The sequence below is a fragment of the Paraburkholderia sp. HD33-4 genome, assembly GCF_021390635.1.
Classification (GTDB): Bacteria; Pseudomonadota; Gammaproteobacteria; order Burkholderiales; family Burkholderiaceae; genus Paraburkholderia.
In genome coordinates, this window is sequence record NZ_JAJEJS010000001.1 from 3,100,488 (window position 1) to 3,124,743 (window position 24,256).

Genomic DNA, 24,256 nt, shown 5'->3' on the forward strand with positions numbered 1-24,256 from the left:
TCGTCGTTACTGAGACAACGGCAGCTTCGATTGAGCAACGTGGGAGAGGAGGTTTTCCACGGATACGTGCATCACATCGGTAAAGGGCTTCGGGTACAGGCCCATGAACAGCGTCAGTGCGGCGAGCACTGCCAGCATGAAAAATTCGCGACGGCTGATGTCGAGCAGGCTCTTCACGTGGTCGTTCGCTACCGCGCCGAAGTAGACGCGCTTGTACATCCACAGCGTGTAGGCCGCGCCGAGAATCAGCGTGACTGCCGCGCCACTCGCGATCCAGAAGTTGTACTGGACGGAGGCCAGAATCACCATGAATTCGCCGACGAAACCGGAAGTGCCCGGCAAGCCGCAATTCGCCATCGCAAACAGCATCACGAACGCCGCGAACTTCGGCATCACGTTGACGACGCCACCGTAATCGGCGATCTGACGCGAGTGCATGCGGTCGTACAGCACGCCGATGCAAAGGAACATTGCGCCCGACACGAAGCCGTGCGAAATCATCTGCACGATCGCGCCTTCCGCGCCGAGCTGATTGAAGATGAAGAAGCCGAGGGTGACGAAGCCCATGTGCGCGATCGACGAATACGCGACCAGCTTTTTCATGTCAGCCTGCACCATCGCGACGAGACCGATATAGATCACCGCGATCAGCGACAGCGTAATGACGACCGGTGCGAGGAAATGGCTCGCATCAGGCGTGACGGGCAGCGAGAAGCGCAGGAAACCGTACGCGCCGAGCTTCAGCATGATGGCGGCCAGCACGACCGAGCCGCCGGTCGGCGCTTCCACGTGCGCGTCCGGCAACCACGTGTGCACCGGCCACATCGGCACCTTCACCGCAAAGGCCAGGAAGAACGCGATAAACAGCAGCACCTGCGGCGTCATCGCGATTTGGGCGTGCTGCCACGTGGCGATGTCGAACGAACCGGTCTCGTTGTACAGATAGATCAGCGCAACCAGCATCAGCAGCGAGCCAGCCAGCGTGTACAGGAAGAACTTGAATGCCGCGTACACGCGGTTCGCCCCGCCCCACACGCCGATGATGATGTACATCGGGATCAGCGTCGCTTCGAAGAACACGTAGAACAGCATGCCGTCGGCCGCGCTGAACACGCCGACCATGATGCCCGACAGGATCAGGAACGCCGCGAAGTACTGGCCGACGTTCTTCGTGATCACTTCCCACCCGGCGATCACGACGATCACCGTGATCAACGCGGTCAACACGACGAACCACATCGAAATGCCGTCCACGCCGAGGTGGTACGCGATGTGGAAGCGCTCGATCCAGCTCGCGTGCTCGACGAACTGCAGGTCGGCGGTGCTCGAATCGAAGCTGGTGATCAGCGGCAGCGTGACGAGGAAGCTCAGGACCGAGCCGATCAGCGAAATCCAGCGCGCGGGGGCTGGGTTCTCGTCGTTGCCGATCGCGAGGACCAGCAGACCGAAGAGGATCGGCAACCAGATCGCGATGCTGAGAATCGGATAAGCGTGCATGAGTGTCCCTCGCCTTATTTGCCGCCGAGCGTTACAAACAGGGTCAGGAGCCCCAGCATGCCGATGATCATGGCGAACGCGTAGTGATAGATGTAGCCGGATTGGAGGAAGCGGATCACGCTAGCGAACCAGCCGATAAAGCGTGCGCTGCCGTTGACGATGCCGTCGATCACGACCACGTCGCCTTCCTTCCACAGTCCCCGGCCAATGGCCACCGCGCCCCGCGCAAACACGACTTCGTTGATCTTGTCCATGTAGTACTTGTTATCGAGCAACGTGTAGATCGGACCGAATGCACGCTTGACGACAGCAGGCAGATCCGGACGGACCAGATACAGGAACCATGCGACTACTACGCCTGCGAGCGCGAGCCACACCGGCAGGCCCGACACCGAGTGCAGACCCATCGACGCCCAGCCCTGGAATTCTTCGGCCATCTCATGCAGCGCCGGATGGTTCTCGCTGATGTAGATCACCTTGTCGAACGCGACGCCGTGCTGGAAGAAGTCGCCGAACAGCATCGGGCCGACGCCGATCGCGCCGATCACGATCGACGGAATCGCCAGCAGCACCAGCGGCACCCATACGACCCACGGTGTTTCGTGCGGCTCGTGAGCGTGGTCGTCGTGACCATGACCATGGTCGTCGTGGCCGTGAGCATTATGTCCATGCGACGCGGCTTCGGCGCCCATCGGCGATTCCGGGTGCTTGGGACCGCGGAAGCGCTCTTCGCCGTGGAACACCATGAAATACATACGGAACGAATACAGCGCGGTCACGAACACGCTTGCGACCACCGCGAAGTAAGCGAAACCCGAACCCGGCAGATGCGACAGCTTCACCGCGTCGATGATCGAGTCTTTCGAGTAGAAACCCGAGAAGAACGGCGTGCCGATCAGTGCGAGTGAACCGATCAGCGACGTGATCCACGTGATCGGCATGTACTTGCGCAGGCCGCCCATGTTGCGCATGTCCTGATCGTGGTGCATGCCGATGATCACAGAACCCGCGCCGAGGAACAGCAGCGCCTTGAAGAACGCGTGCGTCATCAGGTGGAACACGGCGACCGAATAAGCCGACGCGCCGAGCGCGACCGTCATGTAACCGAGCTGCGACAGCGTGGAATAAGCCACCACACGCTTGATGTCGTTCTGCACGATCCCGAGGAAACCCATGAACAGCGCGGTAATCGCACCGATGACCATGACGAACGACAGCGCCGTATCCGACAGTTCGAACAGCGGCGACATGCGCGTGACCATGAAGATACCGGCCGTCACCATGGTCGCCGCGTGAATCAGCGCCGAGATCGGCGTCGGGCCTTCCATCGAGTCCGGCAGCCACACGTGCAGCGGGAACTGCGCCGACTTACCCATCGCGCCGATGAACAGGCAAATGCAGGCCACCGTCAGCAGGCCCCAGTCGGTACCCGGGAAGCTGAGCGCAGCGAGTTCGGTACGCTTCGCGAAGACTTCGCCGTAGTTCATCGAACCGGCAAACGCGAACAGCAAACCGATGCCGAGCAGGAAACCGAAGTCGCCGACGCGGTTCACGATGAACGCCTTCATGTTCGCGTAGATCGCGCTCTCACGCTTGAAGTAGAAGCCGATCAGCAGGTACGAAACGAGACCCACCGCTTCCCAGCCGAAGAACAGCTGCAGGAAGTTGTTGCTCATCACGAGCATCAACATCGAAAACGTGAACAGCGAGATGTACGAGAAGAAGCGCTGGTAGCCGTCGTCGTCGGCCATGTAGCCGATCGTGTAGATGTGCACCATCAGCGACACGAAGTTGACCACGCAGATCATCATCGCGGTCAGCGAGTCGACCAGGAAACCGACTTCGAGCTGCGTCTTGCCGATCGACATCCATTGATAAATGGTCGCGTTGAAGCTCGCGCCGTCCATCACCTGAAAGAACACCATGACCGACAGGATGAACGAAATCGCGACGCCGAGGATCGTGACCGAATGCGCACCCGCCCGCCCTATCGCCTTGCCGAACAGCCCTGCAACCAGGGAACCGGCGAGCGGCGCCAGCGGAATTGCCAACAGCAGGTTTTCATTGAGTATCGTGGACATAACCGCTTTTCCTGAAATTAACCTTTGAGCTGATCGAGATCCTCGACATTGATCGTGTCGAGACTACGGAACAGGGTCACCAGAATTGCGAGACCGATCGCCGCTTCGGCTGCCGCAACCGTCAACACGAAGAAGACGAAAATCTGGCCGTGCACGTCGCCCAGGTAGTGCGAGAACGCGACAAAATTGGTGTTCACCGCAAGCAGCATCAGTTCGATCGCCATCAGGATGATGATGACGTTACGGCGGTTCAGGAAAATGCCGACGATGCTGATCGCAAACAGGATCGCGCCGAGGACAAGGTAATGGGCAAGGGTCAACATGATTTCTATCTCCTGTCCGCTCAGCTGTTCTTGGCTGCTGCCGAGTCGGCTGCTGCTGCGGCTGCCGCGGCAGCCGCTTCTTCCGCCGCGATGGTCGCCGCGGTTTTCTCTGACGGCATCTTCACGACGCGCACGCGGTCCTGAGCTCGCACCTTGACCTGCGCACTGACGTTCTGACGCTTGCTGTCCTTCTTGTGACTCGTGGTCAGCGCGATCGCAGCGATGATGGCGACCAGCAGAATCAGGCCGGCGATTTCGAACGCGAAGATATAGTCGGTGTAGATGACCTTGCCGATCAGGCGCGTATTCGACCAGTCGCCCATGCCGGCGGCGGCCGCGGCCGTATCGTGTAGCGCCGTGGTGGTCGCGCCGTAGCCGTGCCACAGGATCAGCGCGGTTTCGACCACGATGATCGCGCCTACCGCCGAGGCCATCGGCACGAAGCGTTTGAAGTCCTTGCGCAGCACGTCGAGATTGATGTCCAGCATCATCACGACGAACAGGAACAGCACCATCACCGCGCCGACGTAGACCAGCACCAGCAGGATCGCGAGGAACTCAGCTTCGAGCAGCATCCAGATCGCGGCTGCGTTGAAGAACGCCAGCACCAGAAACAGTGCGGACGCCACCGGGTTGCGCGAGGTGATCACCTTCAGTCCTGAAAGCACCAGGAGCAGCGCGAAGATGTAGAACAGTACGGTCGTGAATTCCATGATTACCGGTTCATCGTTAGGCCATCGTCAGGCATTGTTCTTTGGCACGCGTGGCTGGCAAAAGCGGACGAAACCGCCAGAGCCGCCACACAGGTGCGCCGTGCCGCGGCGTTCAGGCCGCGGCGATCGGCCCGACAGCAGGCCGTGTTACTGCTTTTACTGCCGCAACTACTGCATCAGCGGGAAAGCGCGCTTCAACGATACGGTGCGTCGGCTGCCTTGTTCGCGGCGATTTGTGCTTCGTAGCGGTCGCCAACGGCCAGCAGCATTTCCTTCGTGAAGTACAGGTCGCCGCGCTTCTCGCCGTGATACTCGAGAATGTGCGTCTCGACGATCGAGTCGACCGGGCAGCTCTCTTCGCAGAAACCGCAGAAGATGCACTTGGTCAGGTCGATGTCGTAGCGCGTCGTGCGGCGCGTGTTGTCCGCGCGCGTTTCCGATTCGATCGTGATCGCGAGCGCCGGGCACACTGCCTCGCACAGCTTGCACGCGATGCAGCGCTCTTCGCCGTTTTCATACCGGCGCAGCGCATGCAGACCGCGGAAACGCGGCGAGATCGGGGTCTTCTCTTCCGGGAACTGCACGGTGACCTTGCGCTGGAACGTGTAGCGTCCGGTCAGCGCGAGGCCTTTCAGCAGTTCCGTGAGGAAGAAAGTCTTGAAGAAGTTTTGGATTGCGGTCATAGGTTCGTCCGCCCTTTATTTCCAGATGTTCAACGGCGACATGATCCAGAAGCCGACCACGACGAGCCACACCACGCAGACCGGAATGAACACCTTCCAGCCCAGACGCATGATCTGGTCATAGCGGTAGCGCGGGAATGTGGCACGCGCCCAGATGAACACCGACAACAGCAGGAAAACCTTGAGGACGAGCCAGAAGATGCCCGGGATGAACGACAGGAACCCGAACGGAGCGCTCCAGCCCCCAAGGAACAGTGTTGCAGCCAATGCCGAGATCACGATCATGTTGATGTACTCGGCGAGGAAGAACAGCGCGAACGCCATACCCGAGTAATCGATCATGTGACCCGCGACGATTTCCGACTCACCTTCCACCACGTCGAACGGATGGCGGTTCGTTTCGGCGATGCCCGAGATGAAGTACACGACGAACATCGGCAGCAGCGGCAGCCAGTTCCACGACAGGAAGTTCAGGCCGTGCGAGGCGAAGAAGCCCTGCTCCTGCGAGCCGACGATGCCCGACAGATTCAGCGTGCCGGCCGTCATCAGCACGACCACGAGCGCGAAGCCCATCGAGATTTCGTACGAGACCATCTGCGCGGCGGCGCGCATCGCGCCGAGGAACGCGTACTTCGAGTTCGACGCCCAGCCGGCCAGAATCACACCGTACACACCGATCGACGAGATAGCCATCGCGTACAGCAGACCGGCGTTGATGTCGCCGAGCACCGCGCCCGCCTGGAACGGGATCACCGCCCACACCGCGAACGCCGGCACGACCACCATGATCGGCGCGATGAGGTAAATCCAACGGCTCGCCTGGGCGGGCTGGATGACTTCCTTGAGCAGCAGCTTCAGCACGTCGGCGATCGGCTGCAAGAGCCCGGCGGGGCCGACGCGGTTCGGACCGAGACGCACGTGCATCCAGCCGATCAGCTTACGCTCCCACAGGATCAGGTAAGCGACGCACAGCAGGATCACGACGGCCACCACCAGGATGCGCACGAGCGCCCACACCGTGGGCCATGCCACACCGAGAAGCTGGGCGCCGCCCGAGTTGATCGTATCGAACAAGCTCATTTACGCCTTCTCCACCACCAGTTCACCGAACAGGCTGCCCAGCGCTGCACCGGCAGGCGTAGCCGCCGACACGCGGACGACCGTCTCCGCAAGATTCGCGTCGCGCACGGCCGGCAACTGCACCGCTTGCTCGCCCTGACGAACGCGCACCGCGTCGCCCTCTTTCAAACCCAGCTTGTCGAACAGCGCAGCCGGCAGGCCGACCGAGTTCGCCGTACGGGCCGCCGCGGTCAGATGCAGCGAGTCCGCGCGACGCACGAGCGCATCGGCATGATAGATCGGTACGTTCGCGAGACGCTCGAACTTACCTTCCGTGGCCTTGACAGCGTTGCCGCGCGTCACCGCGACGCCGGTGCGGTTCGACAGACGCGAACCCAGCTCGCCGTCGCCGAGCGCAGCAGCGCGCACTTCTTCGACCGTGTCGTATTCGAAGCCCGGCGCACCGAGCAGGCTGCCCAGCACGCGCAACACCTTCCAGGCCGGACGCGTATCGCCGAGCGGACGCACGACGCCGTTGAACGCCTGCACCGTGCCTTCCGCGTTGACGAACGCACCGCCGGTTTCCGTGAACGGTGCGATCGGCAGCAGCACGTCGGCATACTCGGCGCCCGTCTGGAACGGCGACATCACGACGACCATTTCGGCCTGCTTCAGCGCGGCAAGTGCCTGCGCCGGATTGGCCGTGTCGAATTCCGGTTCGAGGTTCAACAGCAGGTAGCCCTTGCGCGGCTGCTCGAACACTTCGCGCGCGTTCAGACCGCCTTCGCCCGGCAGCGCATTCACGAGGTGCGCGCCAACCGTGTTGGCCGCTTCGGTCAGGAAACCGAGCGTCGCGCCGGTCGTCTCGGCAATCCATTGCGCCGCGGCATGGATCGCTGCGAAGTCCGGGTGACGCACCGCTTCGTTGCCGAGCAGCACGATGCGCTGTGCGCCGTTGCCCAGCGATTTCGCGATCTGCTTTTGCGCGTCGGTCGGCTGTGTGCCGGCGAATGCTTCCGGCAGCGCGACGCCCTTCGCTTCACCCACCGCGCCGGCGATGCCCGCGAGCGTGTCGAGCCATGCCGACGGTGCCGCTACCACGCGTTGCGCCTGCGGGATCATCGCGTCGTCGTTGGTGGCCTGGATCAGCGTGAGCGCCGAACCGCCGCGTGCGACCTGGCGCAGACGCGCGGCGAACAGCGGATGATCGCGGCGCAGATCCGAGCCGATCACGAGCGCCGCATCGACGTTCGACAGATCGGCGATCGTGCCGCCGAGCCACGGCGCGCCGGTAACGGGCGCCGAGAAATCCGACTGACGCAGACGGAAGTCGACGTTTGGCGTGCCGACCGCCTGCGCGATCTGCTTCAGCAGGAACAGCTCTTCGACCGTGCTATGCGCGCTCGACAGCGCCGCCAGCGCGTTCGCGCCGTGGTCGCCCTGGATGCCGTTCAGACCCTTGACCACGTAGTCGAGCGCGGTCTGCCAGTCGGTTTCGACCCACTGGCCGCCCTGCTTGAGCATCGGTTTGGTCAGACGCTCGGGGCTGTTGAGGCCTTCATACGAGAAGCGGTCCTTGTCCGAAATCCAGCACTCGTTGATCGCTTCGTTTTCGAACGGCAGAACGCGCATCACGCGATTGTTCTTCACCTGCACGATGAGGTTCGCGCCGACGGAATCGTGCGGGCTCACCGACTTGCGGCGCGACAGCTCCCACGTGCGGGCGCTGTAACGGAACGGCTTGCTCGTGAGCGCGCCGACCGGGCACAGGTCGATCATGTTGCCCGACAGCTCGGAGTCAACCGTCTTGCCGACGAACGAGGTGATTTCCGAGTGCTCGCCGCGGCCCAGCATGCCGAGCTCCATCACGCCGGCGATTTCCTGGCCGAAGCGAACGCAACGCGTGCAGTGAATGCAGCGCGACATCTCTTCCATCGAGATCAGCGGGCCAACATTCTTGTGGAACACCACGCGCTTTTCTTCGCTATAGCGCGACGACGACTTGCCGTAACCAACCGCCAGATCCTGCAATTGGCATTCGCCGCCCTGGTCGCAGATCGGGCAATCGAGCGGATGGTTGATCAGCAGGAATTCCATCACGGCTTGCTGGCCCTTCACCGCCTTGTCCGACTTGGTGCGCACGATCATGCCGGGCGACACCGGCGTCGCGCACGCGGGCACGGCCTTCGGCATCTTTTCGACATCGACCAGACACATCCGGCAATTGGCCGCAATCGACAGCTTCTTGTGATAGCAGAAGTGAGGAATGTAGGTGTCGACCTTATGCGCAGCCTGGATCACCATGCTGCCTTCAGGCACCTCGACTTTCTTGCCGTCTATTTCCAGTTCAACCATGATGGTCAATCTTCCTTAACCTGTTACCGCTCAATCGTTCGCCTGCTCATCGCCCGCTTCGGGCGATGAATCCTGCGGTTGAGGTGTTCGTCTGGTAGTTATTCGTCAGCCAAACCTGTCGGCCCGACTCAGGCTGCCACTGTTTCGGGCGCCGCCGCCGTGCCGGCATGACCGCCGACGAGGCAATGCTTGTGGGCGACGTGATATTCGAATTCGTCCCAGTAGTGCTTGAGCATGCCCCGAACCGGCATGGCTGCCGCGTCGCCGAGAGCGCAGATCGTGCGGCCCATGATGTTTTCCGCGACGGAGTTCAGCAGATCCAGATCTTCCTGGCGGCCGAGACCATGCTCGATACGGTGCACGACGCGATACAGCCAGCCCGTGCCTTCGCGGCAAGGCGTGCACTGACCGCACGACTCTTCATAGTAGAAGTACGACAGGCGCAGCAGCGAGCGCACCATGCAGCGCGTCTCGTCCATCACGATCACCGCGCCCGAGCCAAGCATCGAGCCGGCCTTCGCGATCGAGTCGTAATCCATGTCGGTCTGCATCATCATGTCGCCCGGAATCACCGGCGCCGACGAACCGCCGGGAATCACGGCCTTGATCTTCCTGCCACCGCGCATGCCGCCGGCGAGTTCCATCAGCGTCGCGAACGGCGTGCCGAGTGGAATTTCGTAATTGCCCGGACGCTCGACGTCGCCCGACACCGAGAAGATCTTCGTGCCGCCGTTGTTCGGCTTGCCGATTTCAAGGTAATTCTGCGGGCCGATGGCGAGCAGAAACGGCACCGCCGCGAACGTTTCGGTGTTGTTGATCGTGGTGGGCTTGCCGTACACGCCAAAGCTCGCCGGGAATGGCGGTTTGAAGCGCGGCTGCCCCTTCTTGCCCTCGATCGATTCGAGCAGCGCGGTCTCTTCGCCACAGATGTAGGCGCCGTAACCATGATGCGCATGCAGCTGGAACGAGAAGCCCGAGCCCATGATGTTGTCGCCGAGGAATCCGGCGCGGCGAGCTTCTTCCAACGCTTCTTCGAAGCGCTTATAGACTTCCCAGATTTCGCCGTGAATATAGTTATAGCCGACCGTGATGCCCATCGCGTACGCACCGATCGCCATACCTTCGATCAGCGAATGCGGATTGAAGCGAAGAATGTCGCGGTCCTTGAACGTACCAGGCTCGCCTTCGTCCGAATTGCAGACGAGATACTTCTGGCCCGGGAACTGACGCGGCATGAAGCTCCACTTCAGACCGGTCGGGAAGCCCGCGCCGCCACGACCGCGCAGCCCCGACGCTTTGACGTCGGCGATCACCTGCTCGGGCGCGATCTTTTCTTCCAGGATGCGGCGCAGCTGGGCGTAACCGCCGCGCGCCACGTAATCTTCGAGATGCCAGTTGTCGCCGTTCAGGCCGGCGAGAATCAGCGGTTTGATGTGACGATCGTGTAAAGACGTCATTTCGAAAGTTCCTCGAGCAGCTGGTCGATCTTCTCGCGGCTCATGAAGCTGCACATGCGTTGGTTGTTCACCAGCATCACCGGCGCGTCGCCGCACGAACCCATGCACTCACCCTCTTTCAGCGTGAATTTGCCATCGGGCGTGGTTTCGCCGAAGTCGATGCCGAGCTTCTGCTTCAGGTATTCAGCGGCGCTTTCGGAACCGCCGTCCGGGCCGAGCTGGCACGGCAGGTTCGTGCAGAGCGTGATCTTGAACTTACCGACCGGCGAAGTCTCATACATCGTGTAGAAGGTCGCTACCTCCTGCACGGCGATTGCCGGCATGCCGAGATAATCCGCGACGAACTGCATGAGTTCGGGCGACAGCCAGCCATGCTCCGTTTGGGCAGTAGCCAATGCCGACATCACGGCGGACTGTTTCTGATCGGCGGGGTACTTTGCGACCGCACGATCGATTTCTTTCAGGCCTTCAGCTGAGATCATTTTCAGACACGACTCTTTCAATTCCTACCGAACGAAAACCTGTCGCTCACGTCATACTGCGACAGACCCGGCGTTCCTTTGCTTGACGCGCGTGGCGATGCGACGACCGCAGACGCGCGTCGATGAATACGTCCTAGCGATCCACTTCGCCGAACACGATGTCCTGCGTACCGATGATCGTCACGGCGTCGGCGATCATGTGGCCGCGCGCCATTTCGTCGAGCGAGGACAGGTGCGCATAGCCCGGCGCGCGGATCTTCAGACGATACGGCTTGTTGGCGCCGTCCGAGATCAGATAGATGCCGAACTCGCCCTTCGGATGTTCGACTGCGGCGTACGCCTCGCCTTCCGGAACATGGAAGCCTTCGGTGAACAGCTTGAAGTGATGGATCAGATCTTCCATGTTTGACTTCATGCCGACGCGCGACGGCGGCGCAACCTTGTGATTGTCCGTCATCACCGGGCCCGGATTTTTACGCAACCACTCAATGCACTGTTTCGCGATACGCGTGGACTGACGCATTTCCTCGACGCGCACCAGATAACGGTCGTAGCAGTCGCCGTTGACGCCGACCGGAATGTCGAAATCGAGCTTGTCATAAACTTCATACGGCTGCTTCTTGCGCAGGTCCCACTCGATGCCCGAGCCACGCAGCATCGCACCGGTCATGCCGAGCTGCAACGCGCGCTCCGGGCTGACCACGCCGATGCCGACCAGACGCTGCTTCCAGATCCGGTTGTCGGTGAGCAGCGTTTCGTATTCGTCGACGCACTTCGGGAAGCGCGTGAAGAAGTCGTCGATGAAGTCGAGCAACGAACCCTGACGGTTCTCGTTCATCTTCGACAACGCCTTCGCATTGCGGATCTTCGACGCCTTATATTGCGGCATTGCGTCAGGCAGATCGCGATAGACGCCGCCCGGACGATAGTAAGCCGCGTGCATGCGCGCGCCCGACACCGCTTCGTACACGTCCATCAGGTCTTCGCGCTCGCGGAACGCGTACAGGAACACCGCCATCGCACCGACGTCGAGCGCGTGCGCGCCGATCCACATCAGGTGATTCAACACGCGCGTGACTTCGTCGAACAGGACGCGAATGTATTGCGCGCGCAGCGGCACGTCGATGCCGAGCAACTTCTCGATGGCGAGCACGTAGCCGTGCTCATTGACCATCATCGACACGTAGTCGAGACGGTCCATGTATGGCACAGACTGGATGAACGTCTTGCTTTCGGCGAGCTTCTCAGTCGCGCGATGCAGCAGACCGATGTGCGGATCGGCGCGTTGGATCACTTCGCCGTCGAGTTCGAGCACGAGACGCAGCACACCGTGCGCTGCCGGGTGCTGCGGACCAAAGTTGAGCGTGTAGTTCTTGATCTCTGCCATGACGTTCTCTTAGTGTTTCAGACCGCCATAGCGATCTTCGCGGATCACGCGCGGCGTGATTTCCCGCGGCTCGATCGTCACCGGCTGATAAACGACGCGCTTCTCTTCCGGGTCGTAACGCATTTCGACGTAGCCGGAGACCGGGAAATCCTTGCGGAACGGATGACCGATGAAACCGTAGTCGGTCAGAATGCGGCGCAGGTCCGGGTGACCTTCGAAGACGATGCCGTACAGGTCGAACGCTTCGCGCTCGTACCAGTTGACCGAATTCCAGATATCGACGACGGACGGCAGGATCGGCATGTCGTCGTCCGGCGCGAACACGCGCAGACGCAAACGCCAGTTGTTCTGCACCGACAGCAGATGCAGCACTGCAGCAAAACGCGGGCCGTCGTAGGCGCCTTCGGCATAGGTCTGATAATCAACGCCGCACAGGTCGACACACTGCTCGAAACCGAGCGTGCGGTCGTCGCGCAGACGCTTTGCCACATTGAGGTAGTCGCCTGCCTTGACGACGATCGTCAATTCACCGATCGACTCAGTCACGCTCAACAGGAGGCCGCCAAAGGCCGCCTCGATGTTCGCTTTCAGGGTCTCGAGTTTGCTTGCCATATTATGGGGAGGCGTTGGCCTTATTGACGGGCGATGGTGTTGGTGCGGCGAATCTTGGCTTGCAACTGGATCACGCCGTATACCAGCGCTTCCGCTGTGGGCGGACAACCCGGCACGTACACGTCGACCGGGACGATGCGGTCGCAGCCGCGCACCACCGAGTACGAGTAGTGGTAATAGCCGCCGCCGTTCGCGCACGAGCCCATCGAGATCACCCAGCGCGGCTCCGCCATCTGGTCGTAGACCTTGCGCAGAGCGGGCGCCATCTTGTTGCACAGCGTGCCGGCGACGATCATCACGTCCGACTGACGCGGACTCGGACGGAACACCACGCCGAAACGATCGAGGTCATAACGGGCGGCGCCCGCATGCATCATCTCGACCGCGCAGCACGCAAGACCGAACGTCATCGGCCACAGCGAACCGGTGCGCGTCCAGTTGATCAGTTTGTCTGCCGTAGTGGTGACAAACCCTTCTTTCAAGACCCCTTCGATACTCATTTGCTTTCCACTCCAGACGGGGCGGCAAGCCTGGCCACCCACGCAAACCGGCGATTAATCCATCATTCCCAGTCGAGGCCGCCCTTCTTCCAGATGTAGGCAAAGCCAAGCAGGAACTCGAGCAGGAAAATCATCATTGCCATGAAGCCGGTCCAGCCGATGTCACGCAATGCCACGCCCCACGGGAACAGGAACGCGGTTTCAAGGTCGAAAATGATGAAGAGAATGGCGACGAGGTAGTAGCGCACGTCGAATTTCATGCGCGCATCTTCGAATGCTTCGAAGCCGCACTCGTACGGTGCGTTTTTCTCGGTGTCGGGCTTGTTGGGACCGAGGATCTTGCCAATGCTGACCAGTGCTACGCCTAAACCGGTGCCCACAATAAGGAACAACAAAACGGGGAAATAGGCTGCGAGGTTCAAGACAATCCTCAATCGGTTGGTTCTGAGTGCCGTCAGGAGCATAGCACCCCTGACGCTAAATCACTTCCTCAACGCGCACGACGCAAGCCATACAGCCATACGCCAGAAGTGAAAATGCCAGCCGAAGCGAAGCAAACGGCTGGCATTTAGATAACATTTGGTGCCGACGGCGAGACTCGAACTCGCACAGCTTTCGCCACTACCCCCTCAAGATAGCGTGTCTACCAATTTCACCACGTCGGCACTATATGCAATCCGGGAAAACAACTTGTAAAACCCGCGAATCGCTTCAAGACTTGAATTGTAACTTGTTTAAGCGGATTGTTCAACGCACAAGAGTACGTCTGCCGAAAATTTATTTCGGCACGCCCGTCGCCGGAACCGACGCAGGCGAAGCCGGCGCTGCCGCCGCCGGAGCCGAGCTCGCGGCTGGCACCGAAGCAGGCGAAGCCGCGACCGGAGCAGTAGCTGCCACGCCCAGCACGCCTGCCGACGGCTTCACGTGATACGCACCAAGGTAAGTGAGCGCCAGCGTCGTTGCAAAGAACAGCGCTGCGAGCACTGCCGTGGTACGCGAGAGGAAGTTCGCTGAACCCGTCGCGCCGAACAGGCTACCCGACGCGCCGCTGCCGAAAGCAGCGCCCATGTCGGCACCTTTGCCGTGCTGCAGCAACACGAGTCCGATGACCCCGAGCGCCGACAACAACTGAACGACGATAATCAATGTTTTCAAATACAGCATCACACTCACCTGAGTCTTTATTTAACCGCGCCGCACACTGTGTGTTGCGCAAAATGGAGTCATCCTCGCCGAGACGCCCTGCTCAACCGGCCACGCTGGTCGCTGCGGCCGCTTTGCAGATTGCCAGGAAATCCTGATCTTTCAACGACGCGCCGCCGATCAGGCCGCCGTCGATATCGAGCTGACGGAACAGTTCTTCCGCGTTCTCCGGCTTCACGCTGCCGCCGTACAGCAACGGCACGTCCGCCGCGCCCTTTGCCGCGAGACGTGCGCGCAGGAACGCATGCACGGCCTGCGCCTGTGCCGCCGATGCGCTCTTGCCGGTGCCAATTGCCCACACCGGCTCATACGCGACGACAAGGCGAGCCGCTTCCTGAGCCGACACCTTCGCGAGCACTTCGTCGAGCTGGCCACCGACGACCTGCTCGGTCGAGCCAGCCTCGCGTTCTTCGAGCGTTTCGCCGACGCACACGATCGGCGTCAAACCCGCCTCAAGCACGCGCTGCGTTTTCACCGCGACCAGTTCGGCGCTTTCGCGGTGATACGCGCGACGCTCCGAGTGTCCGACGATCGCAAACGTTGCGCCGAAGTCGGTCACCATTGGCGCAGCCACTTCGCCGGTATAGGCACCGTGCGTGAACGCGGACACGTCCTGCACGCCCCACACGACCGGACTACCGTCGAGCAACGACTGCGCCTGGGCGAGATAAAGGCTCGGTACGCACACACCGACGCGCACATCGGCCGGCAATTCACCGGAGCCCTGCGCCACGGCCTGCAACAACGCGGCGTTCGCGGCGAGCCGCCCATGCATCTTCCAGTTACCGACTACCAGTTTGGCTCGTTGTTGATTCGACATCGTCTCGTGTTGTCCTGTCTTGCCAGTCCTGCCTGCTCTGCCGGCGAACTTCGGTTGCGCCTCGCTACAACTCGTTGCGGCGCTCGTGGCCCGCCCGTCGGATTGATCCGGCGCACGCAAAACGCGCAATTTTACTGCGTGGGGTGGATCGGGTCAAACCGACGACGTCAAGCCTCCTGACCCCACGTCAACACGATCTTGCCGACGTGCGTGCTGCTTTCCATCAGCGTATGCGCATCGGCGGCCTGGGCGGCCCGAAACACGCGATGCACGACGGGCTTGATGCGCCCAGCTTCGAGATGGGGCCACACGCGCTCTTTCAGTTGCGCGGCGATCTGCGCCTTGAACTCGATCGGCCGCGGCCGCAGTGTCGAACCGGTAACCGTCAGACGCCGGCGCAACACTTCGTTCAGGTTCAGTTCCGCCTTCGCGCCGCCGAGCAGCGCAATCAGCACGATGCGACCACCGTCGGCGAGCGCCGACAGTTCGCGCGGCACGTAGCTGCCGGCCACCATGTCGAGGATCACGTCGACGCCGCGATCATTGGTCAGCGACTTGATGACTTCGACGAAATCTTCAGTCTTGTAGTTGATCGCCCGTTCGGCGCCGAGCGCTTCGCACGCGCGGCACTTTTCGTCCGAGCCCGCAGTGGCGAACACACGGAAGCCGAGCGCGTGCGCAATCTGGATCGCCGTCACGCCGATGCCGCTCGAACCGCCCTGCACCAGCAGCGTTTCGTTCGCGCCGCCTTCGCCCTGGCCGAGTTGCGCGCGATTGAAGACGTTGCTCCACACCGTGAAAAACGTCTCGGGTAGCGAAGCCGCTTCAACATCCGACATTCCCGCCGGCACCGGCAGACATTGCAGCAGAGGCGCGGCCGCATACTCAGCGTAACCGCCGCCCGCGAGCAGCGCGCAAACGCGATCGCCGATCTTCAGACCGAACGGATTGTTCTTCCCGTCGATGGTGCCGCCGACGATCTCGCCCGCCACCTCCAGCCCCGGCAGATCCGACGCTCCCGGCGGCGGCGCGTAGCCGCCCTTGCGCTGAAACACGTCCGGACGATTGATGCCTGATGCCGCCACCTTGATCAGCACCTCGCCCGCCTTGAGCTGCGGCGTCGGACGCTCCGCCAGCTTGAGGACTTCCGGCGCACCGAATTCAGTGATTTCGATCGCTTTCATCTGCGTCAACTCCAAGATTGGATTGCGTTGCCTACCCGTTGCTGCCGTGTGCCTTAGCGCCGCGCTGCGATTCGAATTCGCAACGCAATCCATCCTGCATGAAAAACGGCCGGCGTGCATGACACGGCCGGCCGTTTGTCCGTTACCGCATTACTGCGGCGTCGGTTCGCCTTGCGGCGCGTCGTTCAGCAATGCCTTCGCCGACAGACGCACACGACCCTTCTCGTCCGTCTGGATGACCTTGACCTTCACTTGCTGGCCGTCCTTCAGGTAGTCGTTGATGTCCTTGATGCGCTCGTTGGCGATTTCGGAGATATGCAGCAGACCATCCTTACCCGGCAGGATGTTCACGATCGCGCCGAAATCGAGCAGCTTGAGCACGGTGCCTTCGTACACCTGGCCCACTTCGACCTCCATCGTGATCGCTTCGATACGACGCTTCGCTTCGGCCATGCCTTCGCTGTTCGTGCTCGCGATGGTGACGACGCCGTCGTCCGAAATGTCGATCGTCGTGCCGGTTTCTTCGGTCAGCGCGCGAATCACCGAGCCGCCCTTGCCGATCACGTCGCGGATCTTTTCCGGGTTGATCTTGATCGTGATCATGCGCGGTGCGAACTCCGACAGCTGCGTATTCGCGCCCGACACGGCCGAGGTCATCTTGCCGAGGATGTGCATGCGGCCTTCCTTCGCCTGCGCGAGCGCGACCTGCATGATTTCCTTCGTGATGCCCTGGATCTTGATGTCCATCTGCAGCGCGGTCACGCCTTGCTCCGTACCCGCGACCTTGAAGTCCATGTCGCCGAGGTGATCTTCGTCGCCGAGGATGTCGGTCAGCACCGCGAAGCGGTTGCCTTCGAGGATCAGGCCCATCGCGATACCGGCGACGTGCGCCTTCATCGGCACACCGGCGTCCATCAGCGCGAGGCAGCCGCCGCACACCGAAGCCATCGACGACGAACCGTTCGACTCGGTGATTTCCGACACGACGCGGATCGAGTAGCCAAATTCGTCGGCGCTCGGCAGACACGCGACGAGCGCGCGCTTGGCGAGACGGCCGTGACCGATTTCACGGCGCTTCGGCGAACCGACGCGGCCCGTTTCGCCGGTCGCGAACGGAGGCATGTTGTAGTGGAGCATGAAGCGCTCGCGGTACTCGCCTTCGAGCGCGTCGATGTTCTGCTCGTCGCCCTTCGTGCCGAGCGTCGCGACCACCAGTGCCTGCGTCTCGCCGCGCGTGAACAGCGCCGAGCCGTGGGTACGCGGCAGCACGCCGGTGCGGATTTCGATCGGGCGCACGGTGCGCGTGTCGCGGCCGTCGATACGCGGCTCGCCGTTCAGGATCTGCGTACGGACGATCTTCGCTTCGATGTCGAACAGCACGTTGCCGACCGACGCCTTGTCGGCCGCCACGGTGCCCGCTGCCGCCGCCTCTTCCTCGAGCTTCGCCGAGGTTGCCGCGTAGACTTCCTTCAGCTTGGCCGAGCGAGCCTGCTTGTCGCGGATCTGGTAGGCGGCGAGCAGATTGGCTTGCGCGAGTTCGGTCACGCGCGAGATCAGTGCTTCGTTCTTCGCCGCCGGCTGCCAGTCCCACTCGGGCTTGCCGCCTTCGCGGACCAGTTCGTGGATCGCGTCGATCGCGGTCTGCATCTGCTCATGACCGAACACGACGGCGCCGAGCATCACTTCTTCGCTCAGTTGCTGCGCTTCCGATTCGACCATCAGCACCGCGCGTTCCGTACCGGCGACGACGAGGTCGAGGGCCGACTCTTTCATCTGCGGACGCGTCGGATTCAGCACGTATTCGTTGTTGATGTAGGCCACGCGTGCCGCGCCGACCGGGCCGTTGAACGGCAGACCCGACACTGCGAGTGCCGCCGACGCGCCGATCAGCGCGGGAATGTCGGCGGGGATTTCCGGATTCAGCGACAGCACGTGAATCACGACCTGCACTTCGTTGTAGAAGCCTTCCGGGAACAGCGGACGCAGCGGACGGTCGATCAGGCGCGAGATCAGCGTCTCGCCTTCCGACGGACGGCCTTCGCGGCGGAAGAAGCCACCCGGAATCTTGCCGGCGGCGTAGGTCTTTTCGATGTAGTCGACGGTGAGGGGGAAGAAGTCCTGGCCCGGCTTCGCGGTCTTCGCGCCGACCACGGTGGCGAGCACCACGGTGTCTTCGACGTCGACGATCACCGCGCCGCCCGCCTGGCGAGCGATTTCACCGGTTTCGAGGCGAACGTTGTGCTGCCCCCACTTAAACTCTTTGACGATCTTGTTGAACATAGTCATTGCTTTTCCTCATCGTAATGCCGCGCGGACCGGAAGCGGCGCGGCAACGCCAGGGCCGGCGCCGCATGGGAAGAGTCGTGCTATGCCATTCCAGAGAGCCACGCGCTGCGTGTGCGCGCGAACCGCTGGAATGACACAAAACTCTGCCCTGAAGCCCGGCCGTGTTTCTGTTACTGCTTGTTCTACTGCTATTTTGCTACTGCTGCTGCGTTGCCCGTAGACTCCGCGCGAACCGGCATACGCCGCGGATCACGGGCGGAGCGCGTGATACGACGCGCACCGCGCAAAAACAAAATGCCTGTATCAGCGAAACTGACACAGGCATCTTGCTGAACGACTGGCCGATTACTTACGCAGACCCAGCTTCTCGATCAGGCTGCGGTAACGGTCCGCGTCCTTACCCTTCAGATAGTCGAGCAGCTTGCGACGGCGGCTCACCATGCGCAGCAGACCGCGGCGGCTGTGGTGATCCTTCGTGTGCTCCTTGAAGTGGGAGGTCAGTTCGTTGATGCGGGTCGTGAGCAGCGCGACCTGAACTTCGGGGGAGCCGGTGTCGTTAGCTGCGCGTGCGAATTGCGCGACGACTTCGGACTTCTTGCTTGCTTCAACTGCGGACATGTCAATTTCCTTGATAACTGGACAGGCGGTCACGGAAGAAAGGCCGTGCCGTGGGATACCCGTTTCATAAATTTACTGAGTCCCGTTCGTGGCTGAATTAGCTGAATCAGAACCCAGCCCAACAACGGGACGCGTATTGTAGCACAGCGCGCCCTGGCCGCGAACCCGGCCTGGCAAGGCGAATCGAGCGTCGCTCGAGCTCGTTCAGGGCCGCCGCATGCGGCAGACCGTCGGCAATACCGTGCGCTCGGCCGGTAGCGCCAGCACCGTGCGGAAGCCATAGCCGGAGCCTTCGTTATCGAAATGCACGCCCGGCGTACCGGCTTTGTCCATCTGCATCACGTAAAGGGGCTGGATCAGCTGATGGTCATCGGCGCGCATCCATGAAGCGTGGAAGCCGTTGTCGAAGCGGATGCCCTCGAGCGCTTTCGCGACCGCCGTCGGATCGGCGCTGCCTGCGCGGTTCATCGCGGCGGCGAGCGTGTCGATCATCAGTGGCATGCGCAGCACCGGATAGTCGTCCTGCGCGGCCGGAAAGCGCGCGCGGAACGCCGCGTACCGCGCATCGGAGGCCGCGCCGCCGACGTTCGGATGCCACTCCGCCACCGCGATCACGTGACCCACGCCCGCGTCGCCAAGCGCGGCGGGCGCGCCGAGGCTGTTGCCGTAGAACGTGTAGAACTTCGTGTCGAGGCCCTGCTCGCGCGCGGCCTTCACCAGCAACGTCAGATCATTGCCCCAGTTACCCGTGATCACGGCGTCCGCGCCGCTCGCGCGAATCTTTGCGATATACGGCGCGAAATCCTTCACGCGGCCGATCGGGTGAAATTCGTCGCCGACCACCGCGATGTCGGGGCGCTTCGCCGCGAGCGTCGAGCGCGCGAGGCTGCTCACGTCGTGGCCGAAGCTGTAATCCTGATTCAGCAGATAGACCTTTTTCACCGCCTTGTCGCGCTCGATCACATCGGCGAGCGCGGCCATCCGCATGCCCGCATGCGCGTCGAAGCGGAAGTGCCAGAAGCTGCAGTCCGAGTTGGTGAGCGCGGGATCGTCGGCCGAGTAATTGAGGAACAGTTCGCGGTTGTCCGGCTCGCGGCTGTTCTGCTTGTCGATCGCGCCGATCAGTGCCGCGGCGACGGCCGAGCTATTGCCCTGCAGGATGTAGCCGATATGGCGATCCTCGGCCGCCCGCAATTGCGTCAGCGCTTCCTCCGTGCTGCCCTTGCTGTCGAGCACGATGAGTTCGAACGGATGCGCGCCGTCCGCGAGCTTCACGCCGCCGTGCGCGTTGACCTGCTCGACGCCGAAGCGCAGATTGCGCTCGACCGCCGCGCCCGCGTTCGCGAACGGGCCGGACATGCCTTCGATCAGCGCGAGCTGGATTGGCGTGCCGCTGGGCATGCCGGCCGGCGGGCTCGCGGGCTTGCTTGCGGGACTACCGGCCGGGTTCGCGGCCAGCGTGGCTGCGCGACTCTCCAGCTTGCCGGTGACCGGCCCAGCCCCCTGCGCGGACGTTGGACTCGCGCCCGTCGCCCCCGGATTCGTCGCCGAACTCGCCGCCTGTGCCGCGCCAACTCCCGCCGTCATCGAAATTGCCGTCAGCGCAAGCGCCGCCGTCCGTTGCCACATCGCCGTCATGATCGTCCCGCCTGAATCTTTGAAGCGCGGATCATAGGACGACGCGCAAGGAATAGGCAAGCCGGCGCATCCGTTTCCGTTTGGAGGCGACGCGCGCTCAGGCAGCGCAATTCTTCGCCACAGCGCGTGTCAAAATAGTGCGTCTCGATGATAAGAACCGCAATTCAAACGCCATCGGAGGAATACATGTCGAACCGCCACCAACGCACGGCGGCCTCTTTCACGGGCCGGGCCGGCGCCAGTCTGCGCCGTGCCGCGCTCGTTTGCCTGAGCGCGCTCGCGCTCGCCGGCTGCGCGCAGCCGTGGCAACAGTATCAACAGGGAGCGGACGCATCGACGGTGATCGCGCGACTTGGTCCGCCGCGCGAAACCTATGACCTGCCCGACGGCGGCAAGCGTCTGATGTGGCCGACCCAACCGATGGGCGAGACCACCACCGCCGCCGACATCGACGCGGCCGGCAAGATCGTCAACATGCGCCAGGTGCTGCAGCCCACCGAGTTCTATCGCGCCGAGATCGGCAAATGGACGCGCAGCGACGTGCTGGTGAACTTCGGGCGTCCAGTCGAAACGTCGTACTTCCCGTTGATGCGGCGCGAAGTCTGGACCTATCGCTATCTCGAAGACAACGTCTGGTACATGCTGTACAGCTTCTACTTCGACGACCAGGGCATTTTGCGCCTCACGCAAAAGACCCCCGACCCGCTGCACGACCCCGACCGCCGCAGCCTGTTCTGAGCGTTGAGCGCCGTCTTCGGAGGAAGTGCCAAATCTCAAAAAGCCGCCTTTTGTAGGCGGCTTTTTTTATTCCTTAAGCATAAAGAAGAATTTTATCCTGTTTGCGTCAACCATCCGATGAAAGAAAGGTTATTGTAAACACCCGTTCGGGCACCGGCTCGCGATCAACCGCGCAGTCCCGCCTCAGTCCGATGCCCGGTCAATTGCCTTTCTTACGGAGTTGCTACGATGAACCGACCCAAACACCTGCTGGTCGCCAACGTCGCGTGGGCGCATGAAACCGCGGCGGGCAATCCGGCATTTTTTCGCGACCTCGTGCGCGGACAGAATCCGCACATTCTGTGGATCGGTTGCGCGGACAGTCGCGTGCCCGCCGAAACGATCACGCGTTGCGAGCCCGGCGATCTGTTCGTCCATCGCAACATCGCCAACCTGTTTCATCCCGACGACGACAACGCCGCGAGCGTCCTCGAATACGCGGTGCGGGTGCTCAAGGTCGGCCATGTGATCGTCTGCGGCCACTATGGCTGCGGTGGCGTGCGCGCCGCGCTGCTGCCGCCGGACCCGGCGCTGCCCCATGTGAATCGGCGTATCGCGCCGCTCTGCGCACTCGCGAAAACGCATCACCCGGAACTGGACGGCGCGCCAATCGGGCCGGATCGCGTCAACCGTCTTGCCGAGCTGAACGTGCTCGAACAGGTGCGGCAGTTACGGGCGAGCCCCATCGTGCACGAGGCTGATCCGGCGCCGCTCGTGCACGGCTGGATCTTTGCGCTCGACGACGGACGCATCAAGGTTCTCACCTCCGGCTATACCGCCGACGACGCGATGACCTGCACGACCGCTGCGCACAGCGCGGCCTAGCAAAGCGCGACGCCCGCCCCACTTGAACCGCGGACGAGCGCACAGCGGACTTGTTATCCAGCCACGCCATGTTCGTCGCCCGCCGCCCCACCTCACGCTTTTCGACACCATGAATCCTCAAACCTCTTTTTCCGCGCTCCAGCGCGACGTGCTCGCCGGCACGGCCGTTTTCCTGGTGGCCCTGCCGCTTTGCCTCGGCATCGCTCACGCATCGGGCGTCGACCCGTTTGCGGGGCTGGTGTCCGGCATCATCGGCGGGCTCGTCGTTGCCGCGCTGAGCGGCTCGCGCCTGAGCGTTAGTGGCCCGGCCGCGGGCCTCGTCGTGATCGTCGTCGACGGCATCGCGCGGCTTGGCGGCTTTTCCGCTTTTCTGCTGGCCGTACTGCTGTCGGGCGTCATCCAGTTCGGCTTCGGCATGCTCAAGGCCGGCCGCTTCGCCGCCTACGTGCCGTCGCCGGTGATCAAGGGAATGCTCGCTGCCATCGGCGTGCTGCTGATCCTCAAGCAGTTTCCCGTTGCGCTGGGCTTGTCCGGCATCGATCACTCGGTCCAGTCGGCGACCGTGGTCGCAACGCCGTTCGGCGCGATCTCGCTCACCGCCGTGCTGATCGCGCTGCTGTCGCTCGCGATCCTCGCCGGCTGGGAAACGCGCGCGCTGCGCCGCTTCGCTGTCGTGCGGATCATGCCTGCGCCGCTCGCGGTGGTGCTGCTCGGCATCGGCGCGACGCTCGCGCTGAATCTCGTGGCGCCATCGCTGGCACCGCCCGCCGAGCGACGGGTCGCGTTGCCGTCGTTCGAATCGTTCGCGGCACTGCAAGCCGCGCTCGCGTCGGCCGACTTCGGACCAGGGTTCGCCCAGCTCATCAATCCCGACATATGGCGCATTGCGATCACGATCGCGATCGTCGCCAGCCTCGAAACGCTACTGAGCCTCGAAGCGGTCGAGCAGATCGATCCGGAGCGCCGCCGCGCGCCCCCCGATCGCGAACTGAAGGCGCAGGGGGTGGGCAATCTGATCGCGGGTGCGATCGGCGGCCTGCCAATCACCGCGGTGATCGTGCGGAGCTCCGCGAACGTGCATGCCGGCGCAAAAAGCCGGCTCTCAGCGATCGTTCACGGCGTGCTGCTTCTCGTCAGCGTGTTCGCGCTCACGAGCGTGATCAACCTGATTCCGCTCGCCTGCCTTGGAGCGATTCTGATCTTCACCGGGTTCAAACTCGCCAGGCCGTCGTTGTTCGCCGGGCTCGCGCGGCAGGGATTCGCGCCGTTCGCACCGTTCGTCGTCACACTGGTCGGTGTGCTCGTGACCGATCTGCTGATCGGTATCGTGCTCGGCATCCTGTGCAGCATGCTGTTCGCGCTGTATGCGAACCTGCGCGGCCCGATCGTGCTCGCGCAGCATGGCGATCACTTTCTGCTGTCGTTTCGCAAGGACGTGTCGTTTCTCGGTAAGGTGCCGCTCAAGCACTATCTGCAGCAGATTCCGGATGGCGCCACGGTGATCGTCGACGCGACACGCGCCGATTTTGTCGATCACGACGTGCGCGAGCTGCTGGACGCGTTCGCCGCCGATGCGCCCCGTCGCGGGATCACCGTCGACGTCAGGTATCAGGTCCGCGAGCAGGCGCGCGCAACGCGCGGCTGGTCTCTGCGGCGCCCGGCGGCGGAGTAGTTCCGGAGCATCTCGCCACCGCCCGTGCGCGATGAAGGTGAAAAAAAGCCCCGTGTGCCAGGCACAGCGGGGCTTCTCCTTCGA

Annotated in this window: 22 protein-coding genes and 1 tRNA gene; 3 read left to right on the top strand and 20 right to left on the bottom strand. The window is 62.4% G+C overall.

From position 1 onward, the window contains the following. Positions 1-6: 6 nt before the first annotated feature. The 20 genes from L0U84_RS13720 to L0U84_RS13815 all read right to left on the bottom strand — a co-directional run bounded on the left by L0U84_RS13720 (position 7) and on the right by L0U84_RS13815 (position 20,898). The gene (locus L0U84_RS13720) at positions 7-1,497 is read right to left on the bottom strand and encodes an NADH-quinone oxidoreductase subunit M (RefSeq protein WP_129959671.1); all 1,491 of its coding nucleotides are present in this window, start codon (positions 1,495-1,497) and stop codon (positions 7-9) included. A gap of 14 nt (positions 1,498-1,511) precedes the next feature. Beyond that, positions 1,512-3,578 (bottom strand): NADH-quinone oxidoreductase subunit L, encoded by a 2,067-nt coding sequence (gene nuoL, locus L0U84_RS13725; RefSeq protein WP_233850541.1) that lies wholly within the window; start codon positions 3,576-3,578, stop codon positions 1,512-1,514. Between the two features lie 17 nt (positions 3,579-3,595). Beyond that, positions 3,596-3,901 carry an NADH-quinone oxidoreductase subunit NuoK gene (gene nuoK / locus L0U84_RS13730; RefSeq protein WP_006052894.1) on the bottom strand — a complete coding sequence of 102 codons (306 nt, stop codon included), beginning with the start codon at positions 3,899-3,901 and terminating at the stop codon, positions 3,596-3,598. Positions 3,902-3,921: 20 nt separating this feature from the next. Then, positions 3,922-4,614, bottom strand: coding sequence for an NADH-quinone oxidoreductase subunit J (locus tag L0U84_RS13735; protein WP_129959663.1), 693 nt, complete (start codon positions 4,612-4,614; stop codon positions 3,922-3,924). 194 nt (positions 4,615-4,808) lie between these two features. Continuing rightward, the gene (gene nuoI / locus L0U84_RS13740) at positions 4,809-5,297 is read right to left on the bottom strand and encodes an NADH-quinone oxidoreductase subunit NuoI (RefSeq protein WP_013088942.1); all 489 of its coding nucleotides are present in this window, start codon (positions 5,295-5,297) and stop codon (positions 4,809-4,811) included. A 15-nt stretch (positions 5,298-5,312) separates the two neighbouring features. Continuing rightward, a complete protein-coding gene (nuoH, locus tag L0U84_RS13745) occupies positions 5,313-6,377 on the bottom strand; it encodes an NADH-quinone oxidoreductase subunit NuoH (protein WP_233850543.1) in 1,065 nt (354 codons plus the stop codon). Next, positions 6,378-8,711 carry an NADH-quinone oxidoreductase subunit NuoG gene (gene nuoG / locus L0U84_RS13750; RefSeq protein ID WP_233850545.1) on the bottom strand — a complete coding sequence of 778 codons (2,334 nt, stop codon included), beginning with the start codon at positions 8,709-8,711 and terminating at the stop codon, positions 6,378-6,380. A gap of 128 nt (positions 8,712-8,839) precedes the next feature. Next, complete coding sequence (gene nuoF / locus L0U84_RS13755) at positions 8,840-10,168, bottom strand: NADH-quinone oxidoreductase subunit NuoF (protein ID WP_233850547.1); 1,329 nt, start codon at positions 10,166-10,168, stop codon at positions 8,840-8,842. Further along, positions 10,165-10,650: an NADH-quinone oxidoreductase subunit NuoE gene (nuoE, locus tag L0U84_RS13760; protein WP_013088938.1), complete on the bottom strand. Its 486-nt coding sequence runs from the start codon at positions 10,648-10,650 to the stop codon at positions 10,165-10,167. The genes nuoF and nuoE overlap by 4 nt, the downstream gene beginning before the upstream one ends. A gap of 133 nt (positions 10,651-10,783) precedes the next feature. Next, the gene (locus tag L0U84_RS13765; protein WP_062126294.1) at positions 10,784-12,037 is read right to left on the bottom strand and encodes an NADH-quinone oxidoreductase subunit D; all 1,254 of its coding nucleotides are present in this window, start codon (positions 12,035-12,037) and stop codon (positions 10,784-10,786) included. A gap of 9 nt (positions 12,038-12,046) precedes the next feature. Further along, complete coding sequence (locus L0U84_RS13770) at positions 12,047-12,649, bottom strand: NADH-quinone oxidoreductase subunit C (RefSeq protein ID WP_233850549.1); 603 nt, start codon at positions 12,647-12,649, stop codon at positions 12,047-12,049. Between the two features lie 20 nt (positions 12,650-12,669). After that, the gene (locus tag L0U84_RS13775; RefSeq protein ID WP_006052903.1) at positions 12,670-13,149 is read right to left on the bottom strand and encodes a NuoB/complex I 20 kDa subunit family protein; all 480 of its coding nucleotides are present in this window, start codon (positions 13,147-13,149) and stop codon (positions 12,670-12,672) included. A 62-nt stretch (positions 13,150-13,211) separates the two neighbouring features. Continuing rightward, positions 13,212-13,571, bottom strand: a complete 360-nt coding sequence (locus L0U84_RS13780; RefSeq protein ID WP_025496704.1) for an NADH-quinone oxidoreductase subunit A — start codon at positions 13,569-13,571, stop codon at positions 13,212-13,214. A 158-nt stretch (positions 13,572-13,729) separates the two neighbouring features. Next, positions 13,730-13,814: transfer RNA gene (locus L0U84_RS13785), tRNA-Leu, on the bottom strand. Between the two features lie 112 nt (positions 13,815-13,926). Further along, positions 13,927-14,313 carry a preprotein translocase subunit SecG gene (secG, locus tag L0U84_RS13790; protein ID WP_233850551.1) on the bottom strand — a complete coding sequence of 129 codons (387 nt, stop codon included), beginning with the start codon at positions 14,311-14,313 and terminating at the stop codon, positions 13,927-13,929. Between the two features lie 82 nt (positions 14,314-14,395). Next, positions 14,396-15,172, bottom strand: a complete 777-nt coding sequence (gene tpiA / locus L0U84_RS13795) for a triose-phosphate isomerase (protein ID WP_233850553.1) — start codon at positions 15,170-15,172, stop codon at positions 14,396-14,398. Positions 15,173-15,339: 167 nt separating this feature from the next. After that, positions 15,340-16,356, bottom strand: coding sequence for an NAD(P)H-quinone oxidoreductase (locus L0U84_RS13800; protein WP_233850555.1), 1,017 nt, complete (start codon positions 16,354-16,356; stop codon positions 15,340-15,342). Positions 16,357-16,506: 150 nt separating this feature from the next. Then, complete coding sequence (gene pnp / locus L0U84_RS13805; protein ID WP_233850557.1) at positions 16,507-18,642, bottom strand: polyribonucleotide nucleotidyltransferase; 2,136 nt, start codon at positions 18,640-18,642, stop codon at positions 16,507-16,509. 345 nt (positions 18,643-18,987) lie between these two features. Next, positions 18,988-19,260, bottom strand: coding sequence for a 30S ribosomal protein S15 (gene rpsO / locus L0U84_RS13810; RefSeq protein ID WP_008920609.1), 273 nt, complete (start codon positions 19,258-19,260; stop codon positions 18,988-18,990). Between the two features lie 204 nt (positions 19,261-19,464). Beyond that, on the bottom strand, positions 19,465-20,898 hold the full coding sequence (locus tag L0U84_RS13815; RefSeq protein WP_233850559.1) for a branched-chain amino acid ABC transporter substrate-binding protein: 1,434 nt from the start codon (positions 20,896-20,898) through the stop codon (positions 19,465-19,467). A gap of 186 nt (positions 20,899-21,084) precedes the next feature. Between L0U84_RS13815 and L0U84_RS13820 the strand changes: the two genes are divergently transcribed. The 3 genes from L0U84_RS13820 to L0U84_RS13830 all read left to right on the top strand — a co-directional run bounded on the left by L0U84_RS13820 (position 21,085) and on the right by L0U84_RS13830 (position 24,172). After that, positions 21,085-21,636 (top strand): hypothetical protein, encoded by a 552-nt coding sequence (locus tag L0U84_RS13820; protein ID WP_233850560.1) that lies wholly within the window; start codon positions 21,085-21,087, stop codon positions 21,634-21,636. Between the two features lie 228 nt (positions 21,637-21,864). Then, the gene (locus L0U84_RS13825; RefSeq protein WP_233850561.1) at positions 21,865-22,500 is read left to right on the top strand and encodes a carbonic anhydrase; all 636 of its coding nucleotides are present in this window, start codon (positions 21,865-21,867) and stop codon (positions 22,498-22,500) included. A gap of 109 nt (positions 22,501-22,609) precedes the next feature. Beyond that, entirely contained in the window at positions 22,610-24,172 is a 1,563-nt protein-coding gene (locus tag L0U84_RS13830) for a SulP family inorganic anion transporter (RefSeq protein WP_233850562.1), read from the top strand. The last annotated feature ends 84 nt before the right edge of the window (positions 24,173-24,256 follow it).

What these genes read in the sequence shown, in the direction of transcription:
- nuoF (WP_233850547.1), bottom strand. Translation starts at nt 10,168, where the DNA reads ATGACGTCTTTACACGATCGTCACATCAAACCGCTGATTCTCGCCGGC.
- L0U84_RS13825 (WP_233850561.1), top strand. Translation starts at nt 21,865, where the DNA reads ATGAACCGACCCAAACACCTGCTGGTCGCCAACGTCGCGTGGGCGCAT.
- L0U84_RS13735 (WP_129959663.1), bottom strand. Translation starts at nt 4,614, where the DNA reads ATGGAATTCACGACCGTACTGTTCTACATCTTCGCGCTGCTCCTGGTG.
- nuoE (WP_013088938.1), bottom strand. Translation starts at nt 10,650, where the DNA reads ATGATCTCAGCTGAAGGCCTGAAAGAAATCGATCGTGCGGTCGCAAAG.
- L0U84_RS13830 (WP_233850562.1), top strand. Translation starts at nt 22,610, where the DNA reads ATGAATCCTCAAACCTCTTTTTCCGCGCTCCAGCGCGACGTGCTCGCC.
- nuoH (WP_233850543.1), bottom strand. Translation starts at nt 6,377, where the DNA reads ATGAGCTTGTTCGATACGATCAACTCGGGCGGCGCCCAGCTTCTCGGT.
- L0U84_RS13775 (WP_006052903.1), bottom strand. Translation starts at nt 13,149, where the DNA reads ATGAGTATCGAAGGGGTCTTGAAAGAAGGGTTTGTCACCACTACGGCA.
- nuoK (WP_006052894.1), bottom strand. Translation starts at nt 3,901, where the DNA reads ATGTTGACCCTTGCCCATTACCTTGTCCTCGGCGCGATCCTGTTTGCG.
- nuoI (WP_013088942.1), bottom strand. Translation starts at nt 5,297, where the DNA reads ATGACCGCAATCCAAAACTTCTTCAAGACTTTCTTCCTCACGGAACTG.
- nuoG (WP_233850545.1), bottom strand. Translation starts at nt 8,711, where the DNA reads ATGGTTGAACTGGAAATAGACGGCAAGAAAGTCGAGGTGCCTGAAGGC.
- pnp (WP_233850557.1), bottom strand. Translation starts at nt 18,642, where the DNA reads ATGACTATGTTCAACAAGATCGTCAAAGAGTTTAAGTGGGGGCAGCAC.
- L0U84_RS13815 (WP_233850559.1), bottom strand. Translation starts at nt 20,898, where the DNA reads ATGACGGCGATGTGGCAACGGACGGCGGCGCTTGCGCTGACGGCAATT.
- L0U84_RS13800 (WP_233850555.1), bottom strand. Translation starts at nt 16,356, where the DNA reads ATGAAAGCGATCGAAATCACTGAATTCGGTGCGCCGGAAGTCCTCAAG.
- L0U84_RS13820 (WP_233850560.1), top strand. Translation starts at nt 21,085, where the DNA reads ATGTCGAACCGCCACCAACGCACGGCGGCCTCTTTCACGGGCCGGGCC.
- secG (WP_233850551.1), bottom strand. Translation starts at nt 14,313, where the DNA reads ATGCTGTATTTGAAAACATTGATTATCGTCGTTCAGTTGTTGTCGGCG.
- tpiA (WP_233850553.1), bottom strand. Translation starts at nt 15,172, where the DNA reads ATGTCGAATCAACAACGAGCCAAACTGGTAGTCGGTAACTGGAAGATG.
- L0U84_RS13770 (WP_233850549.1), bottom strand. Translation starts at nt 12,649, where the DNA reads ATGGCAAGCAAACTCGAGACCCTGAAAGCGAACATCGAGGCGGCCTTT.
- L0U84_RS13765 (WP_062126294.1), bottom strand. Translation starts at nt 12,037, where the DNA reads ATGGCAGAGATCAAGAACTACACGCTCAACTTTGGTCCGCAGCACCCG.
- rpsO (WP_008920609.1), bottom strand. Translation starts at nt 19,260, where the DNA reads ATGTCCGCAGTTGAAGCAAGCAAGAAGTCCGAAGTCGTCGCGCAATTC.
- L0U84_RS13720 (WP_129959671.1), bottom strand. Translation starts at nt 1,497, where the DNA reads ATGCACGCTTATCCGATTCTCAGCATCGCGATCTGGTTGCCGATCCTC.
- nuoL (WP_233850541.1), bottom strand. Translation starts at nt 3,578, where the DNA reads ATGTCCACGATACTCAATGAAAACCTGCTGTTGGCAATTCCGCTGGCG.